Annotated in this window: 22 protein-coding genes, 1 pseudogene and 1 riboswitch; of the genes and pseudogenes, 10 read left to right on the forward strand and 13 right to left on the reverse strand. The window is 71.6% G+C overall.

From position 1 onward, the window contains the following. The first annotated feature begins 38 nt into the window (after window positions 1–38). From ACFWXC_RS02885 to ACFWXC_RS02900, 4 genes are read left to right on the forward strand one after another with little or no spacing between them, the layout of a single operon-like run. Window positions 39–1,076, forward strand: a complete 1,038-nt coding sequence (locus tag ACFWXC_RS02885; protein WP_384471977.1) for an ABC transporter substrate-binding protein — start codon at window positions 39–41, stop codon at window positions 1,074–1,076. Then, on the forward strand, window positions 1,073–1,837 hold the full coding sequence (locus ACFWXC_RS02890) for an ABC transporter permease (protein WP_384471980.1): 765 nt from the start codon (window positions 1,073–1,075) through the stop codon (window positions 1,835–1,837). Before ACFWXC_RS02885 ends, ACFWXC_RS02890 begins: the two co-directional genes overlap by 4 nt. Further along, window positions 1,834–2,595, forward strand: a complete 762-nt coding sequence (locus ACFWXC_RS02895) for an ABC transporter ATP-binding protein (protein WP_384471983.1) — start codon at window positions 1,834–1,836, stop codon at window positions 2,593–2,595. Before ACFWXC_RS02890 ends, ACFWXC_RS02895 begins: the two co-directional genes overlap by 4 nt. Then, complete coding sequence (locus ACFWXC_RS02900; RefSeq protein ID WP_384471986.1) at window positions 2,592–3,662, forward strand: phosphotransferase enzyme family protein; 1,071 nt, start codon at window positions 2,592–2,594, stop codon at window positions 3,660–3,662. The genes ACFWXC_RS02895 and ACFWXC_RS02900 overlap by 4 nt, the downstream gene beginning before the upstream one ends. A gap of 3 nt (window positions 3,663–3,665) precedes the next feature. Here ACFWXC_RS02900 and ACFWXC_RS02905 read toward each other — a convergent pair whose 3' ends face one another. The 11 genes and pseudogenes from ACFWXC_RS02905 to ACFWXC_RS02955 all read right to left on the reverse strand — a co-directional run bounded on the left by ACFWXC_RS02905 (window position 3,666) and on the right by ACFWXC_RS02955 (window position 13,635). Continuing rightward, a complete protein-coding gene (locus ACFWXC_RS02905) occupies window positions 3,666–4,790 on the reverse strand; it encodes an LLM class flavin-dependent oxidoreductase (protein ID WP_384471989.1) in 1,125 nt (374 codons plus the stop codon). Further along, the gene (locus tag ACFWXC_RS02910) at window positions 4,783–5,865 is read right to left on the reverse strand and encodes an LLM class flavin-dependent oxidoreductase (protein ID WP_384471992.1); all 1,083 of its coding nucleotides are present in this window, start codon (window positions 5,863–5,865) and stop codon (window positions 4,783–4,785) included. Before ACFWXC_RS02910 ends, ACFWXC_RS02905 begins: the two co-directional genes overlap by 8 nt. Continuing rightward, entirely contained in the window at window positions 5,862–7,235 is a 1,374-nt protein-coding gene (locus tag ACFWXC_RS02915; RefSeq protein ID WP_384471995.1) for an NtaA/DmoA family FMN-dependent monooxygenase, read from the reverse strand. The genes ACFWXC_RS02910 and ACFWXC_RS02915 overlap by 4 nt, the downstream gene beginning before the upstream one ends. 22 nt (window positions 7,236–7,257) lie before the next feature. Beyond that, window positions 7,258–8,454 (reverse strand): LLM class flavin-dependent oxidoreductase, encoded by a 1,197-nt coding sequence (locus tag ACFWXC_RS02920; protein WP_384471998.1) that lies wholly within the window; start codon window positions 8,452–8,454, stop codon window positions 7,258–7,260. A 65-nt stretch (window positions 8,455–8,519) separates the two neighbouring features. Then, a complete protein-coding gene (locus ACFWXC_RS02925) occupies window positions 8,520–8,615 on the reverse strand; it encodes a putative leader peptide (RefSeq protein WP_351703418.1) in 96 nt (31 codons plus the stop codon). A gap of 43 nt (window positions 8,616–8,658) precedes the next feature. Beyond that, window positions 8,659–8,919 (reverse strand): annotated as a pseudogene (locus ACFWXC_RS02930) (GNAT family N-acetyltransferase); the annotation flags it as partial. A 145-nt stretch (window positions 8,920–9,064) separates the two neighbouring features. After that, on the reverse strand, window positions 9,065–10,090 hold the full coding sequence (locus ACFWXC_RS02935; RefSeq protein ID WP_384472001.1) for a transporter substrate-binding domain-containing protein: 1,026 nt from the start codon (window positions 10,088–10,090) through the stop codon (window positions 9,065–9,067). A 66-nt stretch (window positions 10,091–10,156) separates the two neighbouring features. Next, window positions 10,157–10,939 (reverse strand): amino acid ABC transporter ATP-binding protein, encoded by a 783-nt coding sequence (locus tag ACFWXC_RS02940; protein ID WP_384472004.1) that lies wholly within the window; start codon window positions 10,937–10,939, stop codon window positions 10,157–10,159. After that, window positions 10,936–11,916, reverse strand: coding sequence for an amino acid ABC transporter permease (locus tag ACFWXC_RS02945; protein ID WP_384472007.1), 981 nt, complete (start codon window positions 11,914–11,916; stop codon window positions 10,936–10,938). The genes ACFWXC_RS02940 and ACFWXC_RS02945 overlap by 4 nt, the downstream gene beginning before the upstream one ends. A gap of 392 nt (window positions 11,917–12,308) precedes the next feature. After that, a riboswitch (SAM riboswitch) is annotated at window positions 12,309–12,432 on the reverse strand. Window positions 12,433–12,509: 77 nt separating this feature from the next. Further along, window positions 12,510–13,382: a glutathione S-transferase C-terminal domain-containing protein gene (locus tag ACFWXC_RS02950; protein ID WP_384472010.1), complete on the reverse strand. Its 873-nt coding sequence runs from the start codon at window positions 13,380–13,382 to the stop codon at window positions 12,510–12,512. A 121-nt stretch (window positions 13,383–13,503) separates the two neighbouring features. Then, entirely contained in the window at window positions 13,504–13,635 is a 132-nt protein-coding gene (locus ACFWXC_RS02955) for a putative leader peptide (protein ID WP_351745813.1), read from the reverse strand. Window positions 13,636–13,795: 160 nt separating this feature from the next. Between ACFWXC_RS02955 and ACFWXC_RS02960 the strand changes: the two genes are divergently transcribed. Continuing rightward, the gene (locus ACFWXC_RS02960; RefSeq protein ID WP_384472013.1) at window positions 13,796–14,053 is read left to right on the forward strand and encodes a hypothetical protein; all 258 of its coding nucleotides are present in this window, start codon (window positions 13,796–13,798) and stop codon (window positions 14,051–14,053) included. Between the two features lie 141 nt (window positions 14,054–14,194). Continuing rightward, window positions 14,195–15,004, forward strand: coding sequence for a hypothetical protein (locus ACFWXC_RS02965; protein ID WP_384472016.1), 810 nt, complete (start codon window positions 14,195–14,197; stop codon window positions 15,002–15,004). Between the two features lies 1 nt (window position 15,005). On the opposite strand, the gene ACFWXC_RS02970 is transcribed toward ACFWXC_RS02965, so the two are convergent. Beyond that, the gene (locus ACFWXC_RS02970) at window positions 15,006–15,344 is read right to left on the reverse strand and encodes a DUF2218 domain-containing protein (RefSeq protein ID WP_384472019.1); all 339 of its coding nucleotides are present in this window, start codon (window positions 15,342–15,344) and stop codon (window positions 15,006–15,008) included. 270 nt (window positions 15,345–15,614) lie between these two features. On the opposite strand from ACFWXC_RS02970, the gene ACFWXC_RS02975 reads away from it, so the two are divergent. Genes ACFWXC_RS02975 through ACFWXC_RS02985 form a run of 3 tightly spaced genes read left to right on the forward strand, consistent with a single transcriptional unit; the run spans window position 15,615 to window position 24,336 of the window. After that, a complete protein-coding gene (locus ACFWXC_RS02975) occupies window positions 15,615–19,304 on the forward strand; it encodes a hypothetical protein (RefSeq protein ID WP_384472022.1) in 3,690 nt (1,229 codons plus the stop codon). Continuing rightward, window positions 19,301–23,473, forward strand: coding sequence for a hypothetical protein (locus ACFWXC_RS02980; protein WP_384472025.1), 4,173 nt, complete (start codon window positions 19,301–19,303; stop codon window positions 23,471–23,473). Before ACFWXC_RS02975 ends, ACFWXC_RS02980 begins: the two co-directional genes overlap by 4 nt. A gap of 8 nt (window positions 23,474–23,481) precedes the next feature. Then, window positions 23,482–24,336 (forward strand): hypothetical protein, encoded by an 855-nt coding sequence (locus tag ACFWXC_RS02985; protein ID WP_384472028.1) that lies wholly within the window; start codon window positions 23,482–23,484, stop codon window positions 24,334–24,336. A gap of 14 nt (window positions 24,337–24,350) precedes the next feature. Here the strand turns inward: ACFWXC_RS02985 and ACFWXC_RS02990 are convergent, their stop codons facing one another. Next, window positions 24,351–24,944 carry a hypothetical protein gene (locus ACFWXC_RS02990; RefSeq protein WP_384472031.1) on the reverse strand — a complete coding sequence of 198 codons (594 nt, stop codon included), beginning with the start codon at window positions 24,942–24,944 and terminating at the stop codon, window positions 24,351–24,353. 259 nt (window positions 24,945–25,203) lie between these two features. Between ACFWXC_RS02990 and ACFWXC_RS02995 the strand changes: the two genes are divergently transcribed. Beyond that, the gene (locus tag ACFWXC_RS02995) at window positions 25,204–26,895 is read left to right on the forward strand and encodes a xylosidase (protein WP_384472034.1); all 1,692 of its coding nucleotides are present in this window, start codon (window positions 25,204–25,206) and stop codon (window positions 26,893–26,895) included. The last annotated feature ends 43 nt before the right edge of the window (window positions 26,896–26,938 follow it).

Consider the following 26,938-nt stretch of genomic DNA (forward strand, 5'->3'; position numbering starts at 1 on the left):
CGCCCTACTCCCCTCCCCGTACGAAGGACCCCTCCAGCATGCTCCGCCGCACCGCGCTGTCGGCCCTGGCCGCCACGACACTGTTCGCCGTCACCACCGCCTGCTCGGCCGATGCCGACTCCTCGGCCGCCGCCAAGGACGGCACCACCTCGGTCACCCTGGCCCTGGACTGGACCCCCAACACCAACCACACCGGCATCTACGTCGCCCAGGCCAAGGGCTGGTTCAAGGACGCCGGCATCAACCTGAAGATCATCCCCTACGGTTCGACCGCGCCCGAGACCCTGATCGCCAACCACAAGGCCGACTTCGGCATCTCCTACCAGGAGGGTGTCACCACGGCCCGCGCCGCCGGCCAGGACATCACCTCCGTCTACGCCGTCACCCAGAAGACGGACGTGACCGTCTCGGTGCGCGCCGACCGCTCCGACATCACCTCGCCGAAGGACCTGGACGGCAAGACGTACGCCGGGTTCGGCGCCCCCTACGAGAAGCCGCTGCTCCAGAAGGTGATCAAGAACGCGGGCGGCACGGGCGACTTCAAGCAGGTCACCCTCAACACCTCGGCCTACGCGGCGCTGTACGCGGGCAAGGCGGACTTCGCGATGCCGATGCCGACCTGGGAGGGCCTGGAGGCCAAGCTCAGCGGCAAGCCGCTCAAGGACTTCCAGCTCTCCGACTACGGCTTCCCGGCGATCTACTCCACGCTGATCGCGTCCTCCGACCAGTTCCTGAAGAAGAACCCGGCGGTGGCGAAGAAGTTCCTGGCCGCCGTCGACAAGGGCTACCGCTTCGCGGCCGAGAACCCCGACCAGGCCGCCGACCTGCTCATCGCCGCCAACAAGAGCGTGCTCACCAACACCAAGCTGGTGAAGGAGAGTTCGGAGCTGCTGGCCAAGGAGTACTACAAGGGCGCCGACGGCACCACCGGCACCCAGAGCGCCGCGCGCTGGAAGGCCTTCGCCGACTTCGAGTACGACGCCGGGCTGCTCGTCGACGCGAACGGCAAGAAGCTCACCAAGGCTCCGGACACCTCCACGTTCTTCACCGACGCCTATCTCCCGGACACCAAGTGAAGTCCGTACTGCGGTCGTTGTGGCCGCCCCTGCTGGTGCTCGCCGTGGTGGTCGGCGGCTGGCAGCTGTACGTGACGGCGGCCGGGGTCGATCCGACCACCCTGCCCTCCCCCGCCCGGGTGGTGGAGCAGGGCTGGCTGAACCGCCAGGACCTGTGGGACCAGACGCTGCCCACCCTCCAGGAGACGCTGCTCGGCTTCGCGCTGTCGTTCGCGGCGGCCTGGCTGGTGGCGGTGGTGCTGGACTTCTCCGCCGCCGCCCGCCGGGGTCTGTACCCGCTGCTGGTCGCCTCGCAGACGATCCCGATCGTGGCGGTCGCCCCGCTGCTGATCATCTGGTTCGGCTTCGGGCTGCTGCCGAAGATGCTGGTGGTGACGCTCACGACGTTCTTCCCGCTGGCCGCCAACCTGGCCGCGGGCTTCGCGGCGACCGACCGGGAGGCCATGCGGCTGCTGCGCTCGCTGGGCGCCGGGCGGTGGCGGGCGTTCCGGCTGGTGCGGGTGCCGAGCGCGATGCCGTACTTCTTCGCCGGACTGCGGGTGAGCATCACGTACGCCGTGGTCGGTGCCGTGTTCGCCGAGTACGCGGGCGCCGAGTCGGGGCTCGGGATCTACATGCAGGCGCAGAAGAGCGCGTTCCGGACCGACCTCGTCTTCGCGGCGGTCGCGGTGACGGCCGTGCTGAGCATCGCGCTGTTCGGGGCGACCTATCTGCTGCAGCGGCTGGTGCTGCCCTGGGAACGGAAGGAGCGGCGGCCATGAGCGGTCTCAGCGTCGCAGGGGTGAGCAAGTCGTTCGGGGACCTCGAAGTGCTGCGCGACCTCGACCTCACCGTGGAACCGGGCGAGTTCGCCGCCGTCATCGGGCCGAGCGGCAGCGGCAAGAGCACCCTGTTCAACCTGGTGTCCGGCCTCGACCGGCCCACCTCCGGACAGGTGCTGGTGGAGGACGAGCCGGCCGGGGTGGCCTCCGGCAAGGTCGCCTACATGCCGCAGAAGGACCTGCTGTTCCCCTGGCGGACGGTCCTGGACAACACCGCGCTGGGACTGGAGGCGCAGGGGGTACGGAAGAAGGCGGCGCGGGCGCGGGCCGACGCACTGTTCGCCGACTTCGGCCTCGACGGTTTCCAGCAGGCGTATCCCTCCCAGCTCAGCGGAGGCATGCGGCAGCGGGCCGCGCTGCTGCGCACGGTGGTCCTGGAGCGGCCGGTGCTGCTCCTCGACGAGCCGTTCGGCGCACTGGACTCCCTCACCCGCACCGAGATGCAGCTGTGGCTGGCCGGCATGTGGCAGCGCCACCGCTGGACGATCGTCCTGGTCACCCACGACATCCGGGAGTCGGTGCTGCTCGCCGACACCGTCCACGTCCTGTCCCCGCGCCCGGCCACGGTGGTCGACCGCGTCGAGGTCCCGCTGTCCCGCCCGCGTGGCGCCGACGACTTCACCGCACCGGAGTTCGTGGCGACGGAACGGCGGATCCTGGGCGCCCTGCGGGGGACGACGGCGGTGACGGCTCCGTGACCGCGCATCTCGCCCACGGCCTGGGCACCGAGCCGGTCGAGCCGGACTGGCCGCCGCTGACCGACGCCGAGGTCACCGCCGTGACCGGCCCGGCCCGGGTGGTGTGGCGCAGTCCGCGTCCGCTGTCCGCGGCGGCCGTGGTGGAACGGGACGGGCGGCGGCTGTTCGTGAAACGGCACCACGTCTCCGTACGCACCCCGCGGGGCCTGGCGGAGGAGCACGCCTTCCTGCGCCATCTGCGGGAGCGCGGAGCGCCCGTGGTGGAGGTCCTGGACCTGGTGGAGCGCGGCGAGTGGACGTACGAGGTGCACTCGGCCGGGAGGGGCACGGACCTGTACCGGGACGCGCTGTCCTGGTCGCCGTTCCGCAGTACGGCCCACGCCCGGGCGGCGGGCACGGCGCTGGCCCGGCTGCACCTGGCGGCGGAGGGCTTCGCGGCACCGCGTCGCTCACCGCAGCCGCTGGTCGCCTCGTTCACGGTGTTCGGGGCCCCGGACCCCTGGACCGCGCTGCAGACGTACACGGCCGAACGGCCCGGGCTGGCGAGGGCGCTGGCGGACCTCCCCTGGCACGAGGACACCCGCCGCGTGCTGCTGCCGCTCCACGAGCGCCTGGCCCCGCACCTGTCGGGGCTCGCCCCCCTGTGGACCCACAACGACTGGCATGCCTCCAACCTCCTGTGGGGCGAGGACGGCGAGGTCGCCACGGTCCTGGACTTCGGGATGAGCGACCGCACCACCGCGGTGCACGACCTGGCCACGGCCCTGGAACGCAACACCGTGCAGTGGCTGGACCCCGACCGCCCGGTCCAGGAGAAGCACGCGATCGGGCTGCTGCACGGATACCAGTCGGTACGCCCGCTCACCGCCGCCGAATCGGCGGCCCTGCCCGCCCTCCTGCCGCTCGTGCACGCCGAGTTCGCCCTGTCCGAGCTGGACTACTTCCACGGGGTCACCCGGTCACAGGAGAACGCCCGGCTGGCGTACGAGTACTACGTCGGCCATGCCGAGTGGTTCTCGGCAGAGGCGGGCCACCGGCTGCTGGAGCTGGTGGCCGCGCAGGTGTGAGCCTCAGCGCCGACGCCATTCCGCCGCGAGGAGTTCGTACGAGCGGACCCGGTCGGCCTGGTCGTGGGTGATCGTCGTGATGAGCAACTCGTCGGCGCCGGTGGCCTCCTGGAGCTGTTCCAGGCGGTCGGCGACGTGCTGCGGGCTGCCCACGAACTGGGTGTCGAGGCGGTCCTGGACCAGCTCCCGGTCCTCGTCCGTCCAGACGTGGGCCCGGGCCTCGTCGGGGGTGGGGAAGGGGATGGCTCCCTCGGCGGTGCGGATGCTGCGGACCCAGGGGCCGTAGCCGGTGGCGAGTTCGCGGGCGGTGGCGTCGTCCTCGGCGACCACGACGTCGGCGGAGACGCTGACGTACGGCTTGTCGAGGTCGTCCGAGGGCTGGAAGTACGACCGGTAGCCGTCCACCGCCTCCAGGACCGTGGCCGGGCTGACGTGGTAGTTGGCGGCGAAGCGCAGGCCCCGGGCACCCGCGACCTGTGCGCTCTCGCCGCCGCTGCTACCCAGGATCCACAGTTCGAGGTCGGCGCCCTCCCCCGGGACGATGTGCGCCTCGGCGCCGTCCTCGGTGCGGTAGGTGCCGGCGAGCAGCGCGAGGATGTCGTCGATCTGTTCTGCGTAGTCCTGGGACTCGGCGCCCGGGAGCAGGAGCAGCTTGCGGTGGAGCGCGATCCGCGGGGAGCCGAGGAGGCGGGCGAAGGAGATGCGGGGCGGGACGACCAGGCCGTTGGGTGCCCGGCCGTCGACCACCGGGGTCGCCGTCGGGCTCTCCGTCTTCTCCCCGGGCGGGCGGCCGCCGGAGCGGCCCAGGCCCAGGTCCAGGCGGCCCGGGTGCAGGGCGTCGAGGAGGCCGAACTCCTCGACGGTGGCGAGCGCGGTGCGGTGTCCGAGCTGTACGGCGCCGGAGCCGAGCCGGATGGTGGAGGTCGCGGCGGCGGTGAGCGCCAGGACGACCGCCGGGGACGTGCCGGCCACGCCCGGGTTGAGGTGGTGCTCGGCGAACCAGTAACGGGAGTAGCCGAACTCCTCGGTGCGCTGCGCGAGTTCGAGGGAGTTGCGCAGGGCGTCGGCGGCGGTGGCCCCGCTCGGGACCGGCACCAGGTCGAGGACGCCGAGCGGGATGTCAGACATGTGCGGGCTCCTCGGCGGCCGGGAGTACGGGTGCCCACGGGAACGGTGGGTCGGGGATGTCCTTGCGCAGGACCGGTGCCACCGCCGACTGGAACAGCTCCAGCGAGTCGCGGTGCTGAATATCCGTCAGCCCGCCTGCGTCGGCGTGCAGATGCTGGACCGTGTGCCCGAACTGCTCGTGGTAGCGGTGCACTTTCTCGATGACCTGCTGCGGGCTGCCGATCAGCGCCGAGCTGCGCTCGACGAAGTCCTCCAGGGTCTCGAAGACCACCGGCAGCCCGGCCCGCCGGAAGAAGGCCAGGTTCGCCTCGAACACCGGGCGGTAGGCGGCCAGCGCCTGCTGGGTGGTGGGCGCCACCAGGAGGCCGGCCGTGCCCGCGCCGACGGCGATGTCCGCCGGGTCGTGGCCGTAGTGCTCCCAGCGTTCCCGGTAGTAGCGGATCAACTCGGCGTACGGCTCGATGGGGTTGGTGACGTTCGCGGAGAACAGCGGGTCGCCGTAGCGGGCGGCGAGGTCGACGGACTCCTTGCTGGTGGCGCTGCCGTGCCAGACCCGGACCGGCCGCTGGTAGGGGCGCGGCCAGACCTCGGCGTCCGTCAGCTCCGGCCGGAACCGGGTCTTCGCCGTCACCTTGTCCTGCCGCCACAGCTGCCGGAACACCTCGTAGCTCTCGGCGTTGCGGTCCCACTGGTCCTCGGGCGTGACGTGGAACAGCTCGCGCTGGGCGGTGCCGTTGCCCTTGCCGATGATCAGGTCGAGGCGGCCCTCGGAGAGGTGGTCGAGGGTCGCGTAGTCCTCGTAGGCGCGGACCGGGTCCAGCAGGCTGAGCGTGGTGACGGCGGTGAAGAGCCGGATGCGCCGGGTGAGCGCGGCGACATGGCTGAGCACCACCGTCGGCGAGGAGGAGATGAACGGCCGCTCGTGCCGCTCCCCCACCCCGAACCCGTCGAAGCCCAGTTCCTCGGCGAGCACGGCGTTGTCGAGGACCTCCCGGAACCGGTCGTGGGTGGACTTCTGTGTCCCCGTGACCGGATCCGGGCGGTGCACGATCAGGGTGATCGCCAGGAATCTCACGACGCCACCCGCTCGCCCCGCGGTGCGTCGGGGTGCGCGAGGCCCAGGTGGTCGCGCAGGGTGGGGCCCTCGTAGTCGGTGCGGAAGACGCCCTGTTCCTGGAGGAGGGGGACGACCTGGTCGGCGAAGACGTCGAGGCCGCCCGGGGTGATGTGCGGGACGAGGATGAAGCCGTCGCTGGCGTCGGCCTGGACGTACTCGTTGATGGTGCGGGCGACGGTGGCCGGGGTGCCGATGAAGTTCTGCCGGTTGCCGGTCTCGATGACCAGGTCGCGGATCGACCACTTGTTGGCCGCGGCCAGCTCCCGCCACTCCTGGGCGATGGCCAGCGGGTCGCGGTACATCCGCACTTGCGCCCGGCCGCGCGAGATGTGCTCCGCGCTGACGTCCGGGTCGATCTCGGGCAGCGGGCCCTCCGGGTCGTACGACGACAGGTCCCGGTTCCAGACGAACTCCAGGTGCTTGAGAGCCGTGGCCCCGCTGACCTGCTGGCGGCGCACGTGACGAGCCAGCTCCGCCGCCTCTTCGTCGGTGTCGCCGAGGACGAAGCTGGCGGCCGGCAGGATCAGCAACTGGTCGGGGGTGCGGCCGTACTTGGCGAGCCTGGACTTCACGTCCGTGTAGAAGGCCTGGCCGCCTTCGAGGGTGGCGTACCGGCTGAAGATCGCGTCGGCACCGGCGGCGGCGAACTCCCGGCCCTCGTCGGAGTCGCCGGCCTGGAAGATCACCGGGCGGCCCTGCGGGGAACGCGGCACGTTGAACTGCCCGTGGATGTCGAACTGCTCGCCCTGGTGGACGAAGGAGCCGGCCTTGGCGTCCCGCAGGAAGGTGCCGGTGACCTGGTCGGCGAGGATCTCGTCGCCGCGCCAGGAGTCGAAGAGCTCGTGCGCGGTGGCGAGGAACTCCTTGGCGCGGGAGTAGCGCTCGTCCTGCGGCAGGTAGCCGCCGCGCCGGAAGTTCTCGCCGGTGAAGGCGTCCCAGGAGGTGACCACGTTCCAGGCGGCCCGGCCGTCGGAGAGGTGGTCGAGGCTGGCGAACTGGCGGGCCACCTCGTAGGGCTCGTTGAACGTGGAGTTGATGGTGCCGGTCAGCCCGAGGTGCTCGGTGACGGCGGCCAGCGCGGTCAGCACCGTGAAGGTGTCGGGGCGGCCGACGACGTCCAGGTCGTATATCTTCCCGCCCTGTTCGCGCAGCCTGAGCCCCTCGGCGAGGAACAGGAAGTCGAACTTGGCGCGTTCGGCGGTCTTCGCGAAGTGCACGAAGGAGCTGAACTCGATGTGGCTGCCAGCGGCCGGGTCGCTCCACACGGTGGTGTTGTTGACGCCGGGGAAGTGCGCGGCCAGGTGGATCTGCTTCAGGGGCTTGCTCATGTCGGGTGCGGTCCCTTCCGGCTCAGGCGGCGGCATAGCGGTTGGCGGGGCGGGCGAGCCCGAGCAGGCCGCGCAGGGTGTCGGCCTCGTAGGCGGTCCGGAAGCGGCCCCGGCGTTGCAGCTCGGGTACCAGGCCCTCGGTGATGCGCGGCAGGTCGTGGCCGAGGACGGCGGGCCGCAGCCGGAAGCCGGTGAGCCCCTCCGCCGCGAACTCCTCGAGGAGGTCGGCGAGTTGGGCCGCCGTACCGGCGAAGATCCGGGCGTCGCCGGTGTACGGCGTCCCGGCCAGCTCGTCCAGGCGTTCCCGGCGGGCTGTCGCCTGGGCCTCGGTGTCGTCGAGGAAGACCACCAGGTCGCCGAAGACGTGCAGCGGCTCGGCGGCCCGGCCGGCCGCCGCCTGCTCGGCGCGGATCTCGGCGACGATCGCGCGGGCCTGACCGGTGTCGTGCGGGGTGACGTAGCCGAGGTCGGCCTGCCGGGCCACCAGCCGGTACGGGATCGTCTGGTGGGCGAGCGCGGTGACCAGCGGCTGGCCCTGCGGCGGGCGCGGGGTGATGGAGGGGCCCTTCACGCTGAAGTGGCGGCCCTCGAAGTCGATGTAGTGCAGCTTGTCGCGGTCGATGAAGCGCCCGGTGGCCGCGTCGCGGATCTCGGCGTCGTCCTCCCAGCTGTCCCAGAGACGGCGCACGGCCTCCACGTAGTCGGCGGCCTCGTCGAACAGGTCGGCCACCACCGGGCTGTCGTAGGCCTCGGTGCGCGGGATCGTACGACGGCCGAAGTGGCCGGCCTCGTTCGGACGGGCGGTGATCTGGACGCGCAGCCCGGCGCGGCCGGTGCTGACGTAGTCGAGGGTGGCGATCGCCTTCGAGATGTGGAACGGCTCCGTGTGGGTCGCCACCACCGTCGGCACCAGACCTATGTGGTGGGTGAGGGGCGCGATCCGGGCGGCGATGAGCACGGCGTCGAGGCGGCCGCGTACCTGGTCGGTGCGCTCGTCCGGCTCCAGGAAGTGCGAGGACTGCGGGCCGAGACCGTCCTCGATGGTCACGAAGTCGAGCAGACCGCGCTCGGCCTCGGCGGCCAGGTCGGCCCAGTAGCCGGCGGTGAGCAGGTCGCGGGGGCGGGCGACCGGCTCGCGCCAGGAGGCGGGGTGCCAGCCGATGCCGTCGAGGGCGACGGCGAGATGCAGGGGAGAGGGAGATGAAGGAGATGCGGACACAGTGGTGCCTTCCTGGAGGTCCGTACGAGGGCGCGCGAGCAGAGGGGCGCGGCGAGGACAACGGGTCAGGAACAACAGAGCGCGCCGGCCACGCGCACCAGGTCGATGTGCGGCCGGGAGTGCAGGACGGTACGGCGGCTGGGGCTGAGGACACGTGTCACGTCCCGCACCTCCCGGCCTGCTGCGTGTACATCTCGTCGTGACTCACAACAGCCCGGTGTCCGTGGTTGTTCCCGGGCTGCGCACCAGCAGGGTGCGGGTGCGCAGCCGCTCGGTGAAGCCGAGGGACTGGTAGAGCCGGATCGCCGTGGCGTTGCCCGGAGCGGCATGCAGGAACGGCGTGTCACCGCGCTCCCTGATGCCGGCGGCGACGGCCCGCACCAGCCGGGTGGCCAGACCCCGGCCCCGGTGTCCGGGGTCGGTGCAGACCGCGCTGATCTCCGTCCAGCCGGGCAGCCGCAGCCTCCCCCAGCCTTCGGCCGGGGGGACCCCCATCTCGCTTCGCTCGGCGAGGTGGGCGTGCGGACCGGCGAGTGCGGACCAGACGGCGTTGTCCAGGACGCCGCGGGATGCTGCAACGGTCATGGTGACGTTCTCCGCCGGCGACCGGTCAGGAGTTGTCCAGCGGCAGCCCGGGCGGGTTGACCTCGGACTTGGCGACGGCCTCGTTGGAGAGGTTGTAGGCGGCCAGCCACTTGGCGTACTGGCCGTTCTCGATCAGGTAGTTGATGGCGTCGGCGAGCGGCTTGGCAAGGCCGCTGTCCTTCTTCGCGGTGGCCGCGATCAGACCCTGGAGGCTGGCGCCCGCGCCGGAGTAGGTACCCGCGGTGCGGGTGGCGTTGGGCGTGTTGGCGGTCTGCCGGTTGTGGTACGCGATGCCGGGGTTGGGGCCGAGGTAGGCGTCGATCTTGCCGCTGTTGAGGGCCAGGTAGACGCTGTTGCTGTCCTGGTAGTACTTGACCGTGAGCTTCTTGTCCTCCTTGGCCAGCTTGGCCTTCCACTCCAGGAGGATCTTCTCCTGGTTGGTGCCGGCGCTGACGGAGACGGTCTTACCGGCGAGGTTCTCGTAGTTGCCGTCGAAGTTCCAGGTGCTCTTCTTCGGCACCGTGAAGGCGAGGTTGTCCTGCCGGTAGGACGCGAACTCGTACTTCTTCTTGCGCTCCTCGGTGTCGGTGATGTTGGAGAGGGCCACGTCGACCTTGCCGCTGTCGATGCCGACGAACATGTTCTCCCAGGTGAAGCTCTTCACCTCGGGCGTGAGGCCGAAGACCGCGGCGACCAGCCGGGCGAGGTCGGGTTCGGAGCCGGTGAGGGTCTTCTGGTCGCTGCCGACGTAGGCGAGCGGCGGGAATCCGGCGGGCAGGACACCCTCGCCGATGACGAGCTTGCCGCTCTTGCGGACGGCGGCGGGCAGTTCGGCGCTGATGGACTTGACCTCGGAGACCTTGACGGTGGTCTGCTGGGCGGCGCCGTTGGAGACCTGTCCGATGACGACCTCGCCGCTCTTGGCGCTGTCGGTCGTGGTCGCGGCGTCGCTGTCGCCCCCGCAGGCGGCGAGCCCGGTGGCGAGGGTCGCTACGGCGGTCGCCGTGGTGAGGCCGCGGATCAGGCTGCGTCGGGAGAGGAGCGTGGGCATGGCTGTCCTTCGTGTCTCAGTGACAGGTGAAAGGGGGGTGGTTCAGGGGGTTCAGGAGGGGGTGGTTCAGAGGACCTTGCGGAGGAAGTCGCGGGTCCGTTCGTGCTGCGGGTTGTCGAGGATCTCGGCGGGCGGGCCCTGTTCGACGATCCTTCCGGCGTCGATGAAGACGATCCGGTCGGCGACCTCGCGGGCGAAGCCGATCTCGTGGGTGACGATCACCAGGGTGGTGCCGCTGGAGGCCAGGTCCTTGATGACGGCGAGGACCTCGCCGACCAGCTCGGGGTCGAGCGCGGAGGTCGGTTCGTCGAAGAGGATGATGCCGGGGCGCAGCGCGAGAGCGCGGGCGATGGCGACGCGCTGCTGCTGGCCGCCCGACAGCTGCCGCGGGTAGGCGCCGACGCGCTCGCCGAGGCCGACCCGTTCGAGGAGTTCCTTGGCCAGCCGCTGGGCCTCGGGCCTGGTCAGCTTTCCGGTGGCGACGGGGGCGGCCGCGACGTTGTCGAGGACCGTCAGGTGCGGGAACAGGTTGAAGTTCTGGAAGACGAAGCCGATCCGGCTGCGCTGGGCCAGGATGGCGCGTTCGCTCAGCTCCTTGAGCCGGTCGCCGTGGCGCTTCACGCCGACCAGTTCGCCGCCGACGCTGACGTAGCCGCTCTCGGGCTTCTCCAGGTGGTTGACCACCCTCAGCAGCGTGGACTTGCCGGATCCGGACGGACCGAGGATGACGGTGACCTCGCCGGGGCGGACGGTCAGGTCGACGCCGTCGAGGACGCGGTGGGCGCCGTACGACTTGTGGACCTCGTGGATCTCCAGGGCGGCGGGCGCGATGTCCGGTGCGGTGGTCATGCGGCGGCCTCCCGGCGTATCCGTTCCCGCAGGTCGCCGAGGCCGGTGCGGAGTTTCTGGAGGGGGGTCGGCGGCAGCGTGCGGGTGGCGCCGCGGGCGAAGTGCCGCTCGACGTAGAACTGGACGACGGAGACGGCGCTGGTGAGGATCAGGTACCAGACGGTGGCCACCAGCAGCAGCGGCACGATGTCACCGGGATAGGTGCTGCCCATGGACTGCACCGAGCCGAAGAGGTCGAGCAGCGAGACGTAGAACACCAGGGACGTGCCCTTGATCAGCCCGATGAGCTGGTTGACGTAGTTCGGCACGATGGAGCGCAGGGCCTGCGGGAAGACGATCCGGGTGAACTGGTAGCTCTTGGGCAGGCCGAGTGCGGCGGCCGCCTCGTGCTGGCCCTGGTCGACGGAGAGGATGCCGCCGCGCACCACCTCGGCGGCGTAGGCCGCCTCGTTGAGGCTGAGGCCGATCACGGCGACCACCAGGTCGGTGGCGAGTTTCGTCTCGTCGAAGCTGACGAAGGACGGGCCGAAGGGCACGCCCAGGCTCAACGTCTGGTACAGGGCGGAGAAGTTGTAGAGGAAGATCAGCAGGACGATCAGCGGGATCGAGCGGAACAGCCAGGTGTAGGTCCAGCTCACCGCCCGCAGCACGGGGCTGCCGGAGAGCCGGGCGACGGCCAGCACGACGCCGCCGAGGAGGCCCAGCACGGCGCTGAGCGCGGCGACTTCGAGGGTGATGACGAGCCCGTCGAGGATGGTGGGCCGCAGGAACCAGTAGCGGAACCGGTCCCACTGGTAGAAGGGGTTGGTGGCCAGTCCGTGCGCGAACTGCGCGACGACCACCAGGACGACGGCCGTGGCGATCCACCGGCCGGGGCGGCGCAGCGGCTGAACTCGCTGTGTTCTAAAGGGTTTTGACGTCTCGTCAGTGGGCGGCGGTGCCTCGGCGAGGGACACGGTGCCTGGGGGTTCGGTCATGGCGGGCTCCGGCGGAGTCGGTCACCCCGGGTCCCACGGCCGGGACCGCACGACCGGGCCACCTGCGGGCGGGCGGCACGGTGCACGGGGGCGCGCGGGGCAGGGGGGCTGGGCGGACGGCGGCACACCGGGCGGCCGGTGTCTCGACGGGGACGCTGAGGCGCGAAGCTGCGGGAAGCCGGCGAAAAGCCTGGTCAGACCCGGCAGCGGGCACAGCCCGGTGCGGTACACGCGCTACACAGGGCGCTGTTGACACGGAGCAGGTCGACGACGCGGTCCGCGACGAGCGGGCTCGGATACGGGTGTACGCAGCCCGAGGTGCGGCGCTGGGCCGTCCCGGAAACTGCGTACATGTCCGTCACCTGTCACTGTCATGCTGGCCCCCCCGGGGGGCCTCGCGCTTACCGAATCGTCGCTTGCCGAAACGTCATCGGTCCGGTCGTCACCTGGGGCACCCCACCGCGATGCGAGGGTTGCCGGTCAGCAAGCCAGGGCTTGATGCTGACGCTCTTGACCGTTCTGGTCCGCAAGTAACGCAGTTGCCCGAACGAATGTCAACGCCTGTCCGACTGGCGAAACGGTTCGGACCGCTCTCACCTGCGCGGAGCGCCGGGAGCGTCCGCCGCGTGGCCCGCCCAGTCCAGGATCTGGACGGCCGCGCCGGCGGCTTCCAGGCCCTGGCAACGGCCGTGGTGGCGGCGGGCGATGCCGTCGAGGTCGAGGTGGGCGCCGAAGGCCGGATGGGCGGCCAGCCGGCGGGCGTAGGCCCACAGCACCGGGTGGCCGGCGATGCGGTGCACGGCGGAGGCGTCCAGGTGGTTGCGGTGCACGGTGTCGAGTTGTACCAGGGTCACCCACAACTCGACGTCCGCCGCGGTGAGTTGCCCGCCGACCAGGAACTCCGCCCCGGTCAGCCGGCGCTCCAGCTCGTCCAGGGCGGCGAGCAGCACCTCCAGCGCCTCCGGGTCGCCGCCCTCTCGGCCGGCGTGCTGGGCCGCCTGCTCGATGTCCTCGGCGCACAGCCGCTCGACCGCCTCGATCGCGGCCTCGGCACCGCACGGGTACAGCCGGGTGACGCCGTCGCCGAAGTGGCGGTCCAGGTCGCGCAGGATGTCGCGGCTGTGGGTGCTGACGATACGGCCGGACCAGTCGTCGCTGAGCACGGGTGCGAGGGCCGGTCCCGAGTAGTGGTGGGCGCTCGCCTCGTACAGCGGGCGCAGCGCCGTGTGGCTCCCGTCCGGACCGTCCGGGAGGGCGGGCAGATAGGTGACCGGACAACAGTCGTCGAGGGCCAGCAGGCTGTGACCGACGGCGATGCGGAGGCCGGCGGGACAGGCGGTGGCGAGGTGGAGCCGGTAGCGGCGCGGCACGGCGTAGTGGCCGCTGCGCGCGTCCCGGCCGATGCGCCCTCGGAAGGCGGGGGTGGTCCGGACGGACGGGAGGGCGGCGAGCGGAGTGATGGACATACGTCTCCCCGGGGGTGCGGACGCGCGGACGTACGCGCGGCGGAAGCGTTCGTCGGTGGGTGGGCGTTCGGCGGATGCGGCCGACGGCGGGCGCTCGGCCGGTACGGCCGGGAGCGGGGGTTCAGCCGGTACGGCTGATGGCGCTGCACACACGCAGCAGGTCGATGTGCAGGCGGGAGGTGAGCAGCGGGACGGGGCAGGGCGTACGGCTCTCTCGGCGCTGTCTGCCGGTGACCGTGCGCAGCCGACCCATCTTTCCCTACCTTTTCACTAGGATTCCCACCTGGAGTGTCGATCGGCCTCCGCGTGCCGTCAAGAGGGCGTCCACGCCTGGGACACCCGGCCCCGGCTTGCCGCCGGGCGGAAGCGGCGGTCCGCTGGAGACGCAGGCCGAGCGACAGGAGCCGGATGCGATGAGCGAGCCCCCGGGTCCCGGACCCGTGCCCGGTGCCGTGCCCGAGACCTTCGCGTTCGGCTGCGGGCGGTGCGGCGAGGCCTGGGAGGCGACCTTCCAGGCGGTGTTCTTCACCGACCCGATCGCCGACCCGGACCTGCAGAGCACCCTGGAGTACGTCGACGAGGCCGGCCGGGCCGTGCGGTCGCCGCTCACCGACGCGGTGTGCCCGCGCTGCGGCAGCCGGAAGGTGCGGATCACGGCTCCCGGATCATGACGCTCACCCGAACGACACGCGCGGGTGGTCGGCGGCGGTGCCGGATGGTGGCGTGGAGGGACGTACCGCCGTCGCCCGCGGAGTGACGCAGCACCGCTGCCCCGCGGAGCGACGGACCGCGTTCCCGAGGAGGCAGTCGCGATGATCCGTCCGTCCCGACCCGTGCGTGTTCTGGTCTCGGCCCTGGCGGTGGGGACCCTGCTCGCCACGGCGGCCTGTACGGACGGGAGCGGCAGCCCCGAGGCCGTGCCCGTCTCGCCGGCCGGCGAGCACTCCCCCGCGTCCCCGTCGGCGACCCCCGCTCTCACCGGGGCGGGCGCGCAGGCCGCGCTGATCACACCGGCCGACATCGAGGACAACTGGCAGCTGGCCACCGACGCGGCGACCTGGCGCAACACGATGCTGATCGGCAAGGTCGACGTGGCCGACTTCCTCACCGCCAAGTCCGACGCCGCCGACTGCCAGCACCTTCTGGACGGCCTCTACTCCGACAGCCTCCTCGGCCGCGCCTCCGGCGCCTCCGGGCTGCGCGGGTTCACCTCGGAGGACGCCCGGATGCTGTACCAGGTCGGCGACTACGGCTCGGCGAACCTGGACGCCACGCTGGCCTGGCTGAAGACGCTGCCGGACGAGTGCGCCCAGTTCACGGCCACGGGCAAGGACGGCGGGAAGAGGACCGTGCAGGTCGTCTCGGCGAAGGTGCCGAAGTCGGGCGACGCGCGCGAGGCGCTGACGGTGACCGTCCAGGGCAACGCCAACGGCCAGTCCGCCACCTACACCACGGACGTGGCGGTGCTGCGCATCGGCGCCTCCGGGGCGGCGGTCACCAACGGGGGCCTGTCCGGTGTCGACCACGACAGCACCGCGCTGGCCGTGCAGACCGGCGCCCAGCGCCTCAAGGACGTCCTGTCCGGCAAGACCCCGGCACCGCTGCCGAGCCAGTTCGACTAGCTCAGTGCGGCGTCGGGTCCTCGGGGTTGCGCTGGGTGGTGCCCGGCTCGCCGTTGTCGCGGTGCCACTCCACGAGGAGTTCGTCGCGGGCGCCGAAGCGGACCAGATGGCGGCCGACGACGCCCTCCAGGAGATCGAGGTTCTCGGGGTCCGTCTCCACGGTGAGCAGCAGGGCGCCCTCGGTGGCGGTGAGGGTGCCGGTGCCGTTCTGGAAGACGATCCCGCCGGTGCCGGTCTCCTCGTCCCAGCTGGTCCGGGAGCGCCGGCCGAGGTGTGCGGCGAGCTGCTTGGCGTAGCGGGCGGGGCGGTCGGTGGTGACGCGGGCTTCGGAGCGGGCCATCGGGGACTCCCGGTACTGCGGGCGGGCATACGGTGACGGGCTCACGCTACGTCGGGGTGGGGGGTGCGGCGCCGTACCGGAGTCCGCAAGCTATGCATGCCGGTCGCGTCACCTGAACCCCGTCAAGACGCTTGAACCTCATTCACTCGTTCGGATGCACCTCGACCCAACATCACCCTTACGAGTGAATGAGCACATTGATCTACATGTTGGGCCGAGGCTACGGTCGTCGCTCGGGGCGGACTCCCTTCACCCGGGCAGGAGCGGCTGGTGACCTCATCGAATCCCACTCCGGCACCGATCAGGCTGTTACGCGCGGAAGATCTGCTGGACCTGAGGTTCGCCTTTCCCGGGCTGCGCCTCGACGATCCCCTGCTCGGCAGGCGAACACTCCAGCGAGCCGACCCGGCGGTCGAGGGCTGGATCGTGGTCGACCTCGGCCCTCAGCACCTCACCGAGCAGGCGTTCTTCGAGACCTCCCCCGGACTGCCCGCCGAGGGCGGCCCGGTCACGGGGGAACCCCACACCGCACCACCCGTGCGCGCCCGGATCGCCGGGCGCAGCGCCCTGGTCTTCGCCGTCGGCGCGCAGGACCGGATCGACTACTCGGCCGCCGGTCTGCTGACCGCGATGCGCACCCTGCCGTTGCGCGTGGTCGACGCCGCGCGGGCGCCCGCCGCACCCGCCGCCACCGCACGGCTCGCCGAGACCCTGGCCGGCCGGCCTGCCGCACATGTCCTGCGAGCGGTCCGCACGCTGGCCGAACTCACCGCACGGTACGGCGCGGAGAACGCGCTGTCCGCGCTGACCGGAGCCGGCGGCCCGCCGACCGCCGCCCCGGCCCAGCCGCCGCCCGGCCCGCAGAACCCCCTCGCCGACCCCGCCGACCCGCGCACCGGCATCGAACTGCCGTACCGCCTGCTGCTGTCGCCGACCCAGGACGCCCGCTGGACGCACACCGTCGCGCTCGACCCGCCGCAGCCACAGGAGCGGGTCGCCCTCTGGCACACCGGGCTGCGCCAGGAGTCCGCGCGGGCCGTATGGACCCGGGACCCCGGCTTCGCTCCGGACCGGGTCACGCCGCCCCCGGCGGGCCAGTACGAGTTCCGCATGGCGCTGGACTCCCGCGACCGCCACCAACTGGTCCACCTCACCTCGAACTTCGCGCTCACCGGCGACCGGCCGCCGGAGCCGGTGGACCTGACCCGGCTGACCCTGTCCAGCCTCGGCGGCGGCCTGGACTCGACCGGCCGCTGGCCGAGACCGCCGGCCGGTCTCGACGTCACCCAGTGGCGGCACCGCGCGTCCCTCGGCCGCGACCACTACGTGCGGGTCATGTACGCCGGCCGGCTGTGCCCCTTCGGGCACCGGGCCGAACTGGTCAAGGTCACGGAGCGCAAGTTCGACCACAGCCGTCCGGACAACGGCGCCTATCTCTGCCAGCGGATGTACATCGTCGTACGCGAGCCGGTCATCAGCTACGACCGGGAGGTGCTGGGGCCCGGCGAGCCGCCCCGGGACCGGCTGCACCTGCTGTTCCCCTTCACCAGCGTGCAGTTGCTCACCTCGGTGACCCCGGATCTCGCCGAACCCGTCAACCTGGACGGCGTCCTGCCGGGCGAGCACGCCTTCTTCCCGGTGCCGGACGGCAAGGACCCGGAACGCCCCGAGGACGCCTTCCGGTTCTCCGTCAGCGCCGTGGACCGGGACGGCAGGCTGGTGGAGTTCCAGGTCCCGTTGCTGTTCCTGGGGAAGACGGCACACGAGTCCCCGGACGACGTGACCACCGTCGTCGAGCGCTACAACCGGCAGGACACCGGCCCCACCTCGGGGCCGCCGGACGGGACCGGGACGATCGGGCGGGTGACCGCGGCACTGCGCGGCCAGTCGGTGGCGATGGCCCCGAGCACCACACCGGGCGACACCGCGCTCGAACTCGCCGAGACCGTGTGGGGCATGGAGACCACCGCCGAACTGCTGGCCGGGGACAGCGAGGAGGCCCCTCGGTTCGTCCCCCGGCTGCGCTGGGCGCGCGGGGTGCTGCCGCAGGTGCGGTCCCTGAGCGGCTTCAGGTCGGCGCTGCCGCTGCGCTACCCGGCCCCCTACGCGAAGCACGCCTTCGAGGACGGCAACAGCGGTGAGCTCTTCACCGAACTCGCCCTCTACACCGCGCCCATGTCCTTCCACCACTCGGCCGACCAGTCCGGCGCACTGGTGACGCCGAGTTTCGACGTGGCCGGCGTCTCCCGGCTGACCGGCCCGGTCGCCGCCCCACAACTGCCCCGCGCGGCGGGCGCCGACGCATCGGACACCCTGGAGTACGACTGGTCCGCGATCGCGGACGGCCGCTTCGACCCGACGGCGTTCTTCGGCCAACTGCTCGGCAAGAACGCCCGGTTGTTCGGCGTCGTCCCGTTGGCGGACCTGCTCAGGGCGACCGGACTGGACAACCTCCAGGCACCCGGCTTCTTCTCCGAGACGGTCGACGCCGTCACCGGTTTCCTGGGCGATCTGCGCCGGGTGCGCGGACTCACCGCCGCGCTGGAACGGCAGTTCCCGGAGATCGCCGACCTGGTGATCAGAGCCACCGACGCGGCGGCGATCTTCGCCGACACCCTGGTGGACTTCATCGTCGGCCAGCTCAAGGGGGACGAGGAGGCATCCCGGCTCGAGGACGTGGAGAACGCGTTCCATGTCTTCTCCTCGGCGCTGACCGACCTCCGTACCAGCCTGCCCGCCGCCACCGACCCCGGCGTCCGCGCCGTCCTGCAACGGGTGCAGCAACAGGTGGCGACCTGGGACGACACCGTGAGCGGCGCCCTCGCCCTCAAGGAAGCGGTCCAACTCGCCGCCAAGGGGGCCAAGCTGGCCGAGGTGGTGAACGCCCGAATGGAATGGGCGCCCGACCTCCACGACTGGCCGGACGGCACGGACCCCGTCTTCCACCTGCCCGACGGACCTGCCGGGCACCTCACCCTGGTGGTGGACCGGCGCGGGGCGCTGAGCGAGGGCGTGCCCCAGGGCGCCGATGTCACCTGCACGCTCTCCAACTTCGACCTGTTCCTGGTGCCCGGTGTACTGACGGGCCTGGAACTCCACTTCGAGCTGATCCGTTTCACCATGCGGATCGGCAAGAAGCCGGACATCGAGGTGAAGTTCGGGCACGTCCGGTTCGTCAACGAGCTGTCGTTCGTGGAGACCCTGCGGCAGCTGATCCCGCTGGACGGCTTCAGCGACCCGCCGGCGATCGAGGTGACCGCCTCCGGTATCACGGCGAACTACTCGATGCCGCTGCCGAGCGCCGCGGTCGGCGTGTTCAGCCTGGAGAACATCGCGCTCAGCGCCTCCCTCCAAGTGCCGTTCGTCGGCGGCGCGTTGGAGGTCGGCTTCGCGTTCTGCCGACGCGAGGCGCCGTTCCGGCTGACCGTCTCCATGCTGGGCGGCGGCGGATACTTCGGCATCGTGCTCTCCGCCCAGGAGATCACGGTGCTGGAGGCGGCCCTGGAGTTCGGCGCCGCGGTGTCCATGAACTTCGGGGTGGCCAGCGGAAGTCTCTCGGTGATGGCCGGGGTGTACTTCCGGCTGGACGCCGAGAAGGGCGTGAAACTGGTCGGCTATCTGCGGGCCCGCGGCGAGGTCGACGTGCTCGGCCTGGTCTCCGCCTCCATCGAGCTGTATCTGGAACTCGGCTACAGCGAAGGCTACGCGGTCGGCCGGGCCACCCTGAGCATCAGCATCGAGATCGGCTTCTTCTCCGAGTCGGTGGAGATCACCTGCGAGAAGCGGTTCGCCGGCTCGGGTACGGCTCCCGCCCCGCTGCTGCCCTCCGACGCCGATCCGCCGCCGGTCGTCCCACCGTCCTTCGCCGACCTGATGACCGTCTACCCCGACCCGGTGACCGGAGAAGAACGGGACCCCGTGTTCGAGTACTGCACCGCCTTCGCGGGGGTGACCCCGTGACCGTACGACGCGACCTGCGCTGGACCGTGCTCCCCGACGGAGTCGCCGGCAGGGATCCGGCCGGCCAGGACCTCCTGCGCGTCTCCGTCCTGGTCACCCCGCTGCTCACCGGATCCGCACGTCTGGGTGACTACGAGGGGATGGGCGACTGGCCGACGGCACTGCGCGGTCTCCTCGACCACATCTCCCTCGACTTCTACGGCGGTTCGGGGGACTCGGTGATCGCCACGGTCACCTCCGTCACCCCCGCGGACCGGTTTCCGGCCGCGGACAGCGGCGCCTGGACCGCGCTGTTCCGCGACAGCACCCCGGTGCGGGCCCCGGGCCGGAAGACGGCCACCGCAGTCCCTGGCCGGCAGACCCTCCGCTCCTACCCGGCCGCCGCGGTGCACACCGAGGTCACCGGCCTGTACCGGGAGGTCGCGGTCGCCACCACGGCGCAGCGCCTGCGGCTGGAGGCCGCCGCGGAGGAGCTGAGCGAGTGCGGCCCGCCGGACCCGGACCTCGACCAGGGCTGGAAGTTCCCCTCGACCGGTGCGGTCCTGGACCTGATCGGCCAAGGGGTGAAGGACCTCGCGCTCGACCCCGGCGAGGCCTACCGGGCCCTCGACACCCTGCTCGGCGCCGGTCCCCCTACCGCCGCCGACGAGTCGCCGTACACCCCGAGGGTCATGCGGCGCACCGGCAATCCGGACTACGAGGCGCGGGCCAAGACCTTCGCGTTCGCCGAGGCCCACCGCTTCTTCGACCGCACACCGCCGTCGGCGGCACGCCCGGCCGCGCCGGAACCCGCACCCGAGCCGCACCGCGTCGACTTCCACGAGGCGTGCACCCTGCTCGCCGACTACCCCGAACTGCAGCGCAGGTTCGGGCTCGTCGTCGACCTGGTCTTCACCGCGCCGCCCGGCCTGGCCGACGAGGGGGCGGTCCAGGTCTCCTTCGCCGGACACCCGGACCAGGACCGGCTGCACGCCCCCGGGCTGCGCCCGGCGACCAGGGTGCGCTACCGGCCGGGAAGCCGGTTCGAGCCGCTGCCCGCCGACGAGGACGTCCTGCGCACCCGGATGCTGAACCTCGGCTCCGACGCCTTCCAGGTCACCGACCTCGACGTGGACGGCGCGGCCCTGAAGTACGTCGACTACGCCCGGGCGGTCCACGGCCTGGACCAGGGCGCCCTCGACGACACGGCCCCGGCCCGCAAACAGCTGGGCACCGGCACCCCGGCGGCGCGCGGCAGCGGGCTCACCGTGCTGTGTGCCGAGGGCGACCACCGGCTGGCGGGCCGGATCGGCGCCGACGGCGAGCGCGTCGCGACCGCCGCCGACCCCCGGCTGTACGCCGAGGACCTGGTGCGCGGCTACCGGGTGGATGTCGGTGTCGCCGACCCGACCGGGGAGGTGCACAGCTGGCACTCGCTGTGCCGGCGGCAGGGCACCTACACCGTCCGGCGGCCCGGCGAGGCGCCCGTGCCGCTCGCCGTCCGGCCCGACGAGGGCCAGGTGAAGACCAGCGCGGTGACCAAGCGGTCCCCCGGGGCCGACGAACTCTACGGCCATCAGGCGCTGTTCGGCTGGGAGGGCTGGAGCCTGGTCGCGGCCCGCCCCGGCAGGACGATCAACCTCCAGGACCAGCCGGAGGCGGTGGCGCCCGAGGTCTCCCCGGACGTGCCGCTGGAGACCCGGTTCACGGCCCGGCCCGGCAGCCTGCCCGCCCTGCGCTACGGGCGGACCTACCGGCTGCGGGCGCGCGCCGTCGACCTGGCCGGCAACAGCCTGGACGGTACCGACGAGATCCCCGACGAGCTGGCCACGCCCGCCCTCGCCTACCGGCGCTGGGAGCCGGTGCCACAGCCCGTGGTCGTACCGAAGAAGCCCTTCAACGAGGGCGAGTCCACGGAGCGGCTGGTGATCCGGAGCACCGTCGAGGACGACGGTACGGAGATCTCGGCGCTGTCGTACAGCGTGCGGCGCGCCCAGGTCCCGGACCATGGCACCGACACCGGTGTGGACCATCTGGACCGCGGTTACGGCTACCGGGACGAGCGGCACATCGCACCGCCCAAGTGCGCGCTGCGCATGGCCGAGGAACACGGCTGCTACGACCCGGCGTTCGGCCCGGACGTCGCCGAGGAGGTGCGCCGGCGCTACTTCGCCTCCGCCGCCCGGGAGTCGGGGTCGTTCCTGGACACCGTGGTCAGTGACCCCGAGGACCCCGACGACACCACCGACCTGCTGCGGTTCCACGAGATCCGGGTGGCGAAGCACAGCGTCCACGACACCGAGCCGTTGACCGCGCTGCCGCTCGCCCATCGGGGCGCGGGCCTGAAGACCGGCGAGTTCGTGATCCACGACCGCGACCAGCTGCTGCTGCCCTACCTGCCGGACCCGCTCGCCCGGGGTGTCTGCCTGCGCGGTCTGCCCGGCACCACCGGCAACTACCTCTTCCCGTTCACCGGCCCCTGGCCGCAGGCCAAGCCGTTCGTGCTGCGCGTCGAGGAGGGCGACGACGAACCGCGGGCCGAGGACACCCCGCTGTGGCGCCGGCTGACCGTGTACCTGACGAAGAGCGAGACCGCCCGTGTCTACCTCAGCTGCTACCTCGACCCCGCCGATCTGCCGCTGCTCAACCAGTGGACCCTGCTGACCCGCTCCGAGTACTGGGCCGGGCTCCCGCAGCGCGACCGGGACCTGATCACGCGGCTCAGCGCGGCCGGCGAGAACTGGCTGCTCACCCCCTGGGTACGGCTGGACCTGGTGCACGCGGTGGAGAAGCCGCTGCGGCCGCCGGAGCTGGACAGGCCGCACGCCGACCGGGATCCGGAACAGACGTCCGCGCTGATCGACGGCGCCCTGCTGGTGCACGGGGAGAGCACCGCCACGGTAGCCGTGGAGGGCACCTGGAGCGAGTGGGTGGACGACGTCACCCAGGCGGGGCCGCAACGCTTCGGCCATCTGGCCCATCTGGCGGACACGACCGTCCCGGCGGACTCCGACTTCGTTCCCGCCTCGGTCTCCCACGAGTTCGGCGACACCCGGCACCGGAACCTCACCTACACGCCGATCGCGATGACGCGGTTCCGTGAGTACTTCCATCCGACCATCACCGACGACCCGAAGCTGGTCACCCGGACCGGACCGGGCGTCGCGGTGCCCGTGCCCAGCTCGCGGCGCCCCGAGCCGCCCGACGTCAGCCATGTCGTGCCCACGTTCCGCTGGTCCACGGCGGTCGACCGGGACACCCGCACGGTGACCCGGACCCGGCAACCGGCCGGTCTGCGGCTCTACTTGAACCGCCCGTGGTACTCCTCCGGCGACGACGAGATGCTCGCCGTACTCCTGGATCCGGGCGGCCGGCTGCCGGACGAGTACGCCACGCGCTGGGGCATCGACCCCGTATGGGCGGACACCACGGCCATGCCCGCGCCCTCGGCGGCCAACTTCCCGAACCCCGCCGCCACGGCGACCGGCCTGCCGCTCGCCGAGTCCACCGGCGCCACCCCGCTCACCGTGTCCGTCGCCGCGTACACACCGCGATACGACGCGGACCGCCGCCTCTGGTACGTCGACGTCGACGTGGACCTGGCCGCCGCCGGGCCCACCGCCTACTTCCCGTTCCTGCGCCTCGCGGTCGCCCGCTACCAGCCCTTCGCCCTGCCGGGCCTGGAGCTGTCGAAGGCGGTGGTCGCCGAGTTCGGCCAGCTGCCGCCGCCCCGGACCGTCACCGCCACCACGGTCGGCAACCGGGCACGGCTACAGCTGTCCGGCCCGACCACCTGGAACGACGTCGGCCGGCGGACCGGCACGGGGCCGGCCGCAGTGGCCGGTAGCCGGCGGGTCCGGGCCACCCTGCAGAAGCTGGCGGCCGGCGGCGAACTCGACTGGGTTGCGGTCGGCGACCCGGTCGAGCTGACCTGCCGGCCGGACGGCGCCGGCTTCGCCTGGGCGGTGGACTTCCCCGACCGCCCCACCGAACTGCTCGTCCGCTACCGGTTCCTGGTCGAGGAACACGAGCTGCACCAGAGCGACCCGGACACCGCCACCGAGACCGTGACCGCGGGCGGCACATCCGTCCCGGTGGGCCGCCGCCTGGTGCACGCCGACTATCTGCCGGCCAAGCGCGGACTGCTCGGCGGCATCGTCATCGACATCGACATCGACATCGCATTGTGAGGCAGCCCATGCGGACGCGAGCACGCACCGCTTACGCCGTCGCCCTCGCCGCCGTGGGCTGCCTCAGCCTGGTGCCGTCGGCGCTCGACACCCCACGCCCGCTAGCCGATCCGCTGCCGTACGGCCGGGCCAACGACGTACAGCCGCACTTCGGCGGGGCCGCCCTCTCCGTCTTCCCGACCGTGCAGGAGAGCGACTACCACTGCACCTCCGGGTTCGCCGTGCAGCTCAAGGCCAACCCCAGGAAGAAGGGCATGGTGACCGCCGGGCACTGCTTCAAGCAGGACACCGATCTCGGCTCCGGCCACGATCGGACCGGCGGCGACATCGACTTCGGCACGGTCACGGTCGTGAAGTTCGACGCAGGTGTTCCCGACGGAAAACACGACATGGAGCTGATCACCGGTGTGCTCGGACAGTCCGGAGCGCAGACGTACGCCGCCACCATCTGGGTCGATCCCCAGGTCCCCAGCGCGGTGAGGGTGGTCGGCAAAGGCTCCGTCGCGCAGGGCGACATGGTCTGCTACAGCGGGATGGTCACCAAGGCGAACTGCGGATTCGAGGTCCGGACCCCGGACAAGGGCACGTTGTGCAGCACGGAGCCGGGGCACACCGACGACTGCACAACCGGCCTCGCCGCGGCCACCAAGCCGGTCTCGTCCGGTCCTCGGAAGGGCGACTCCGGCTCGCCGGTGTACCGGCTCGACGACCAGGGCAACGCCGTCCTGCTGGGCATGCTCGTCGGGGGCGGCCCCACCACGGACCAGCCCCAGCACCAGGACGCGGTCATGTACTTCCACACGCTCCGGCAGATCGAGTCCGCCGACGGCCTCGACGTCACTGCACTCACGCAGAAGCCGTAGCCGCGGCCCGTGGCCTACTCGTACCCGACGACCTGGAAGTCCTTGCCGACGAACACATGGTGCGGCCAGTTGACGCTGATGTTGTGCACCTCGTACTCGCCGTCGGCCAGTTGGACGACCCGGTCGTCGATACCGCCCGGGACGACGGCCTGCGCGGCCGCGACCGCCTTGTCCGCGGTCCTGCCGCCGATGATCGTCCCTTCGCCCTCGGTGTAGTCCGGGATCCGCCCGACCGACTTGTCCGGTGACGGGGTCCCCTGCTGGAAGGGGATCACTCCGGCCGCCTCGGCGGCCGCCGCTCCGCCGTCGCCGTGGCGCTGCACGACGACCCGGGTCGCCGTGACGGTCGCGCTGTCCACCGTGCCGAGGACGAGCACGCTCGCACCGGCCTTCACGGCCCTGGCCGGGCCGCCGACGGTCTTCGTGGCCGAGGTCTCGTCCACGGTCACCTTGACGCCGGTCGCCGTCGTCAGGGTGAAGCCCGACGAGGACGTGGAGTCGACGATGCCGGTCGCACCGCCCTCGGCCGGACCGGCCGCGGGGGCCGCCGAGGCGGACGTGCCGCCCAGCGTGACGGCGACCAGCACACCCGTCAGTCCGGCGGCCATGACCCATTTCCTGCCGTACGCGCCCATGTCGGCGCTCCCTTCGTAGGGGGTAGCTGCCACCGAGCCTGCGAGCCGTTCCTTTAATGACGCTCACGCGCGCCTTAAGACATCCTGAAAACAGGACTAGACCATTCCGCACATGGCACGCATGCCGCACACTCGCCTTGACCCCCCACCGACTTCGCCTCTTAACTCACGCCTTGAGCTATCCCCCCGGCTCAACCTCCCCCTTCTTCTCCCCCGTCTACGGAGTTCCCGCATGCCCAAGTCCCACCGCACCTCCCCCTGGACGCGCCGCAGGGTGCTCGGCGCGACCGCCGGCGGCACCGCGGCCGCCGCGCTCGGCACGTTCGCCGTCACCCGCACCGCGTCGGCGGCCACCACCGCGAGCGCTCCCGGTGACGTCGTCGGGAAGGTCACCGTCGGCTACCAGGGCTGGTTCGCCTGCAAGGGCGACGGGGCGCCGATCAACGCCTGGTGGCACTGGGCCCCCAACAGCGCCTCGACCCCCTCGCCGTCCAACAACGGCATCAAGGCCTGGCCGGACGTCCGGGACTGCACGAAGACGTACGCGACGGCGTTCGCGAACCTCGGCAACGGCCGCACCCCGGGGCTGTTCTCGTCGTACGACCAGCAGACCGTGGACACCCACTTCCTGTGGATGCAGCAGTACGGCATCGACACCGCCGCGCTCCAGCGCTTCAACCCGACCGGCGGTGAGGGCCCGACGCGGGACGACATGGCGCAGAAGGTGCGCAGCGCCGCCGAGGCGTACGGCCGGAAATTCTACGTCATGTACGACGTCAGCGGCTGGACGAACATGCAGTCGGAGATCAAGACCGACTGGACGAACAAGATGTCGGCGCACGCGGCGAGTTCGGCGTACGCGGTGCAGAACGGCAAGCCGGTCGTGTGCATCTGGGGCTTCGGGTTCAACGACGACAAGCACGCGTTCAGCGCGGACGCCTGTCTCGACGTCATCAACTGGTTCAAGGACCAGGGCTGTTACGTCATCGGCGGGGTGCCGACCTGGTGGCGGCTGGGCACGAGCGACTCCCGCTCGGGCTTCTCCGACGTCTACCACGCGCTCGACATGATCTCGCCGTGGCTGGTCGGCCGGATCGGCAGCTCCTCGGACGCGGACAACTTCTACACCAACGCGACCGTGCCGGACGTCGCCGACTGCGCCGCCAACGGCATCGACTACCAGCCGTGCGTGCTGCCCGGCGACGTCAACGAACGCCAGCGCGCTCACGGCGACTTCATGTGGCGGCAGTTCTACAACATGGTCCGGGCCGGGGTGCAGGGCATCTACATCTCCATGTACGACGAGTACAACGAGGGCAACCAGATCGCCAAGACCGCCGAGTCGCAGGCCTGGGTGCCGACCGACTCGGGGCTGCTCGCCCTCGACGAGGACGGCACCGCCTGCTCCTCCGACTACTACCTGCGCCTGACCGGCGACGGCGGCCGCATGCTCAAGGGCGCCCTGGCCCTCACCGCCACCCGCCCCACCCAGCCCTACGTCAACGGCGCCTCGGCCGGAACCCCGGCGACCGCCACGGTCACCCTCAAGGCGCGCGCCAACGGCAGGTTCGTGACGGCGGAGAACGCGGGCGCCGCCGCGCTGATCGCCAACCGTGACACGGCCGGCACCTGGGAGCGGTTCGACCAGATCGACCTGGGCAACGGCGACATCGCGCTGCGCTCGCGGGCCAACGGGCAGGTCGTCTGCGCGGACGACGGGGGCGCCTCCGCGCTGATCGCCAACCGCACCGCCATCGGCAGCTACGAGACCTTCCAGCTGGTGAAGAACTCCAACGGCACGGTCAGTCTGCTGGCCGCCGCCAACGGCAAGTACGTGACCGCCGAGAACGGCGGCGCCGCCGCGCTGATCGCCAACCGGACGGCGATCGGGACCTGGGAACAGTTCGACCTGGCGACGGTCTGAGACGGCGTGGAGGCCCCGCGGGTGCTCGCCCGCGGGGCCTTCG

Origin of the sequence: Streptomyces sp. NPDC058683 (assembly GCF_042716195.1) — a bacterium.
Lineage (GTDB): Bacteria > Actinomycetota > Actinomycetes > Streptomycetales > Streptomycetaceae > Streptomyces.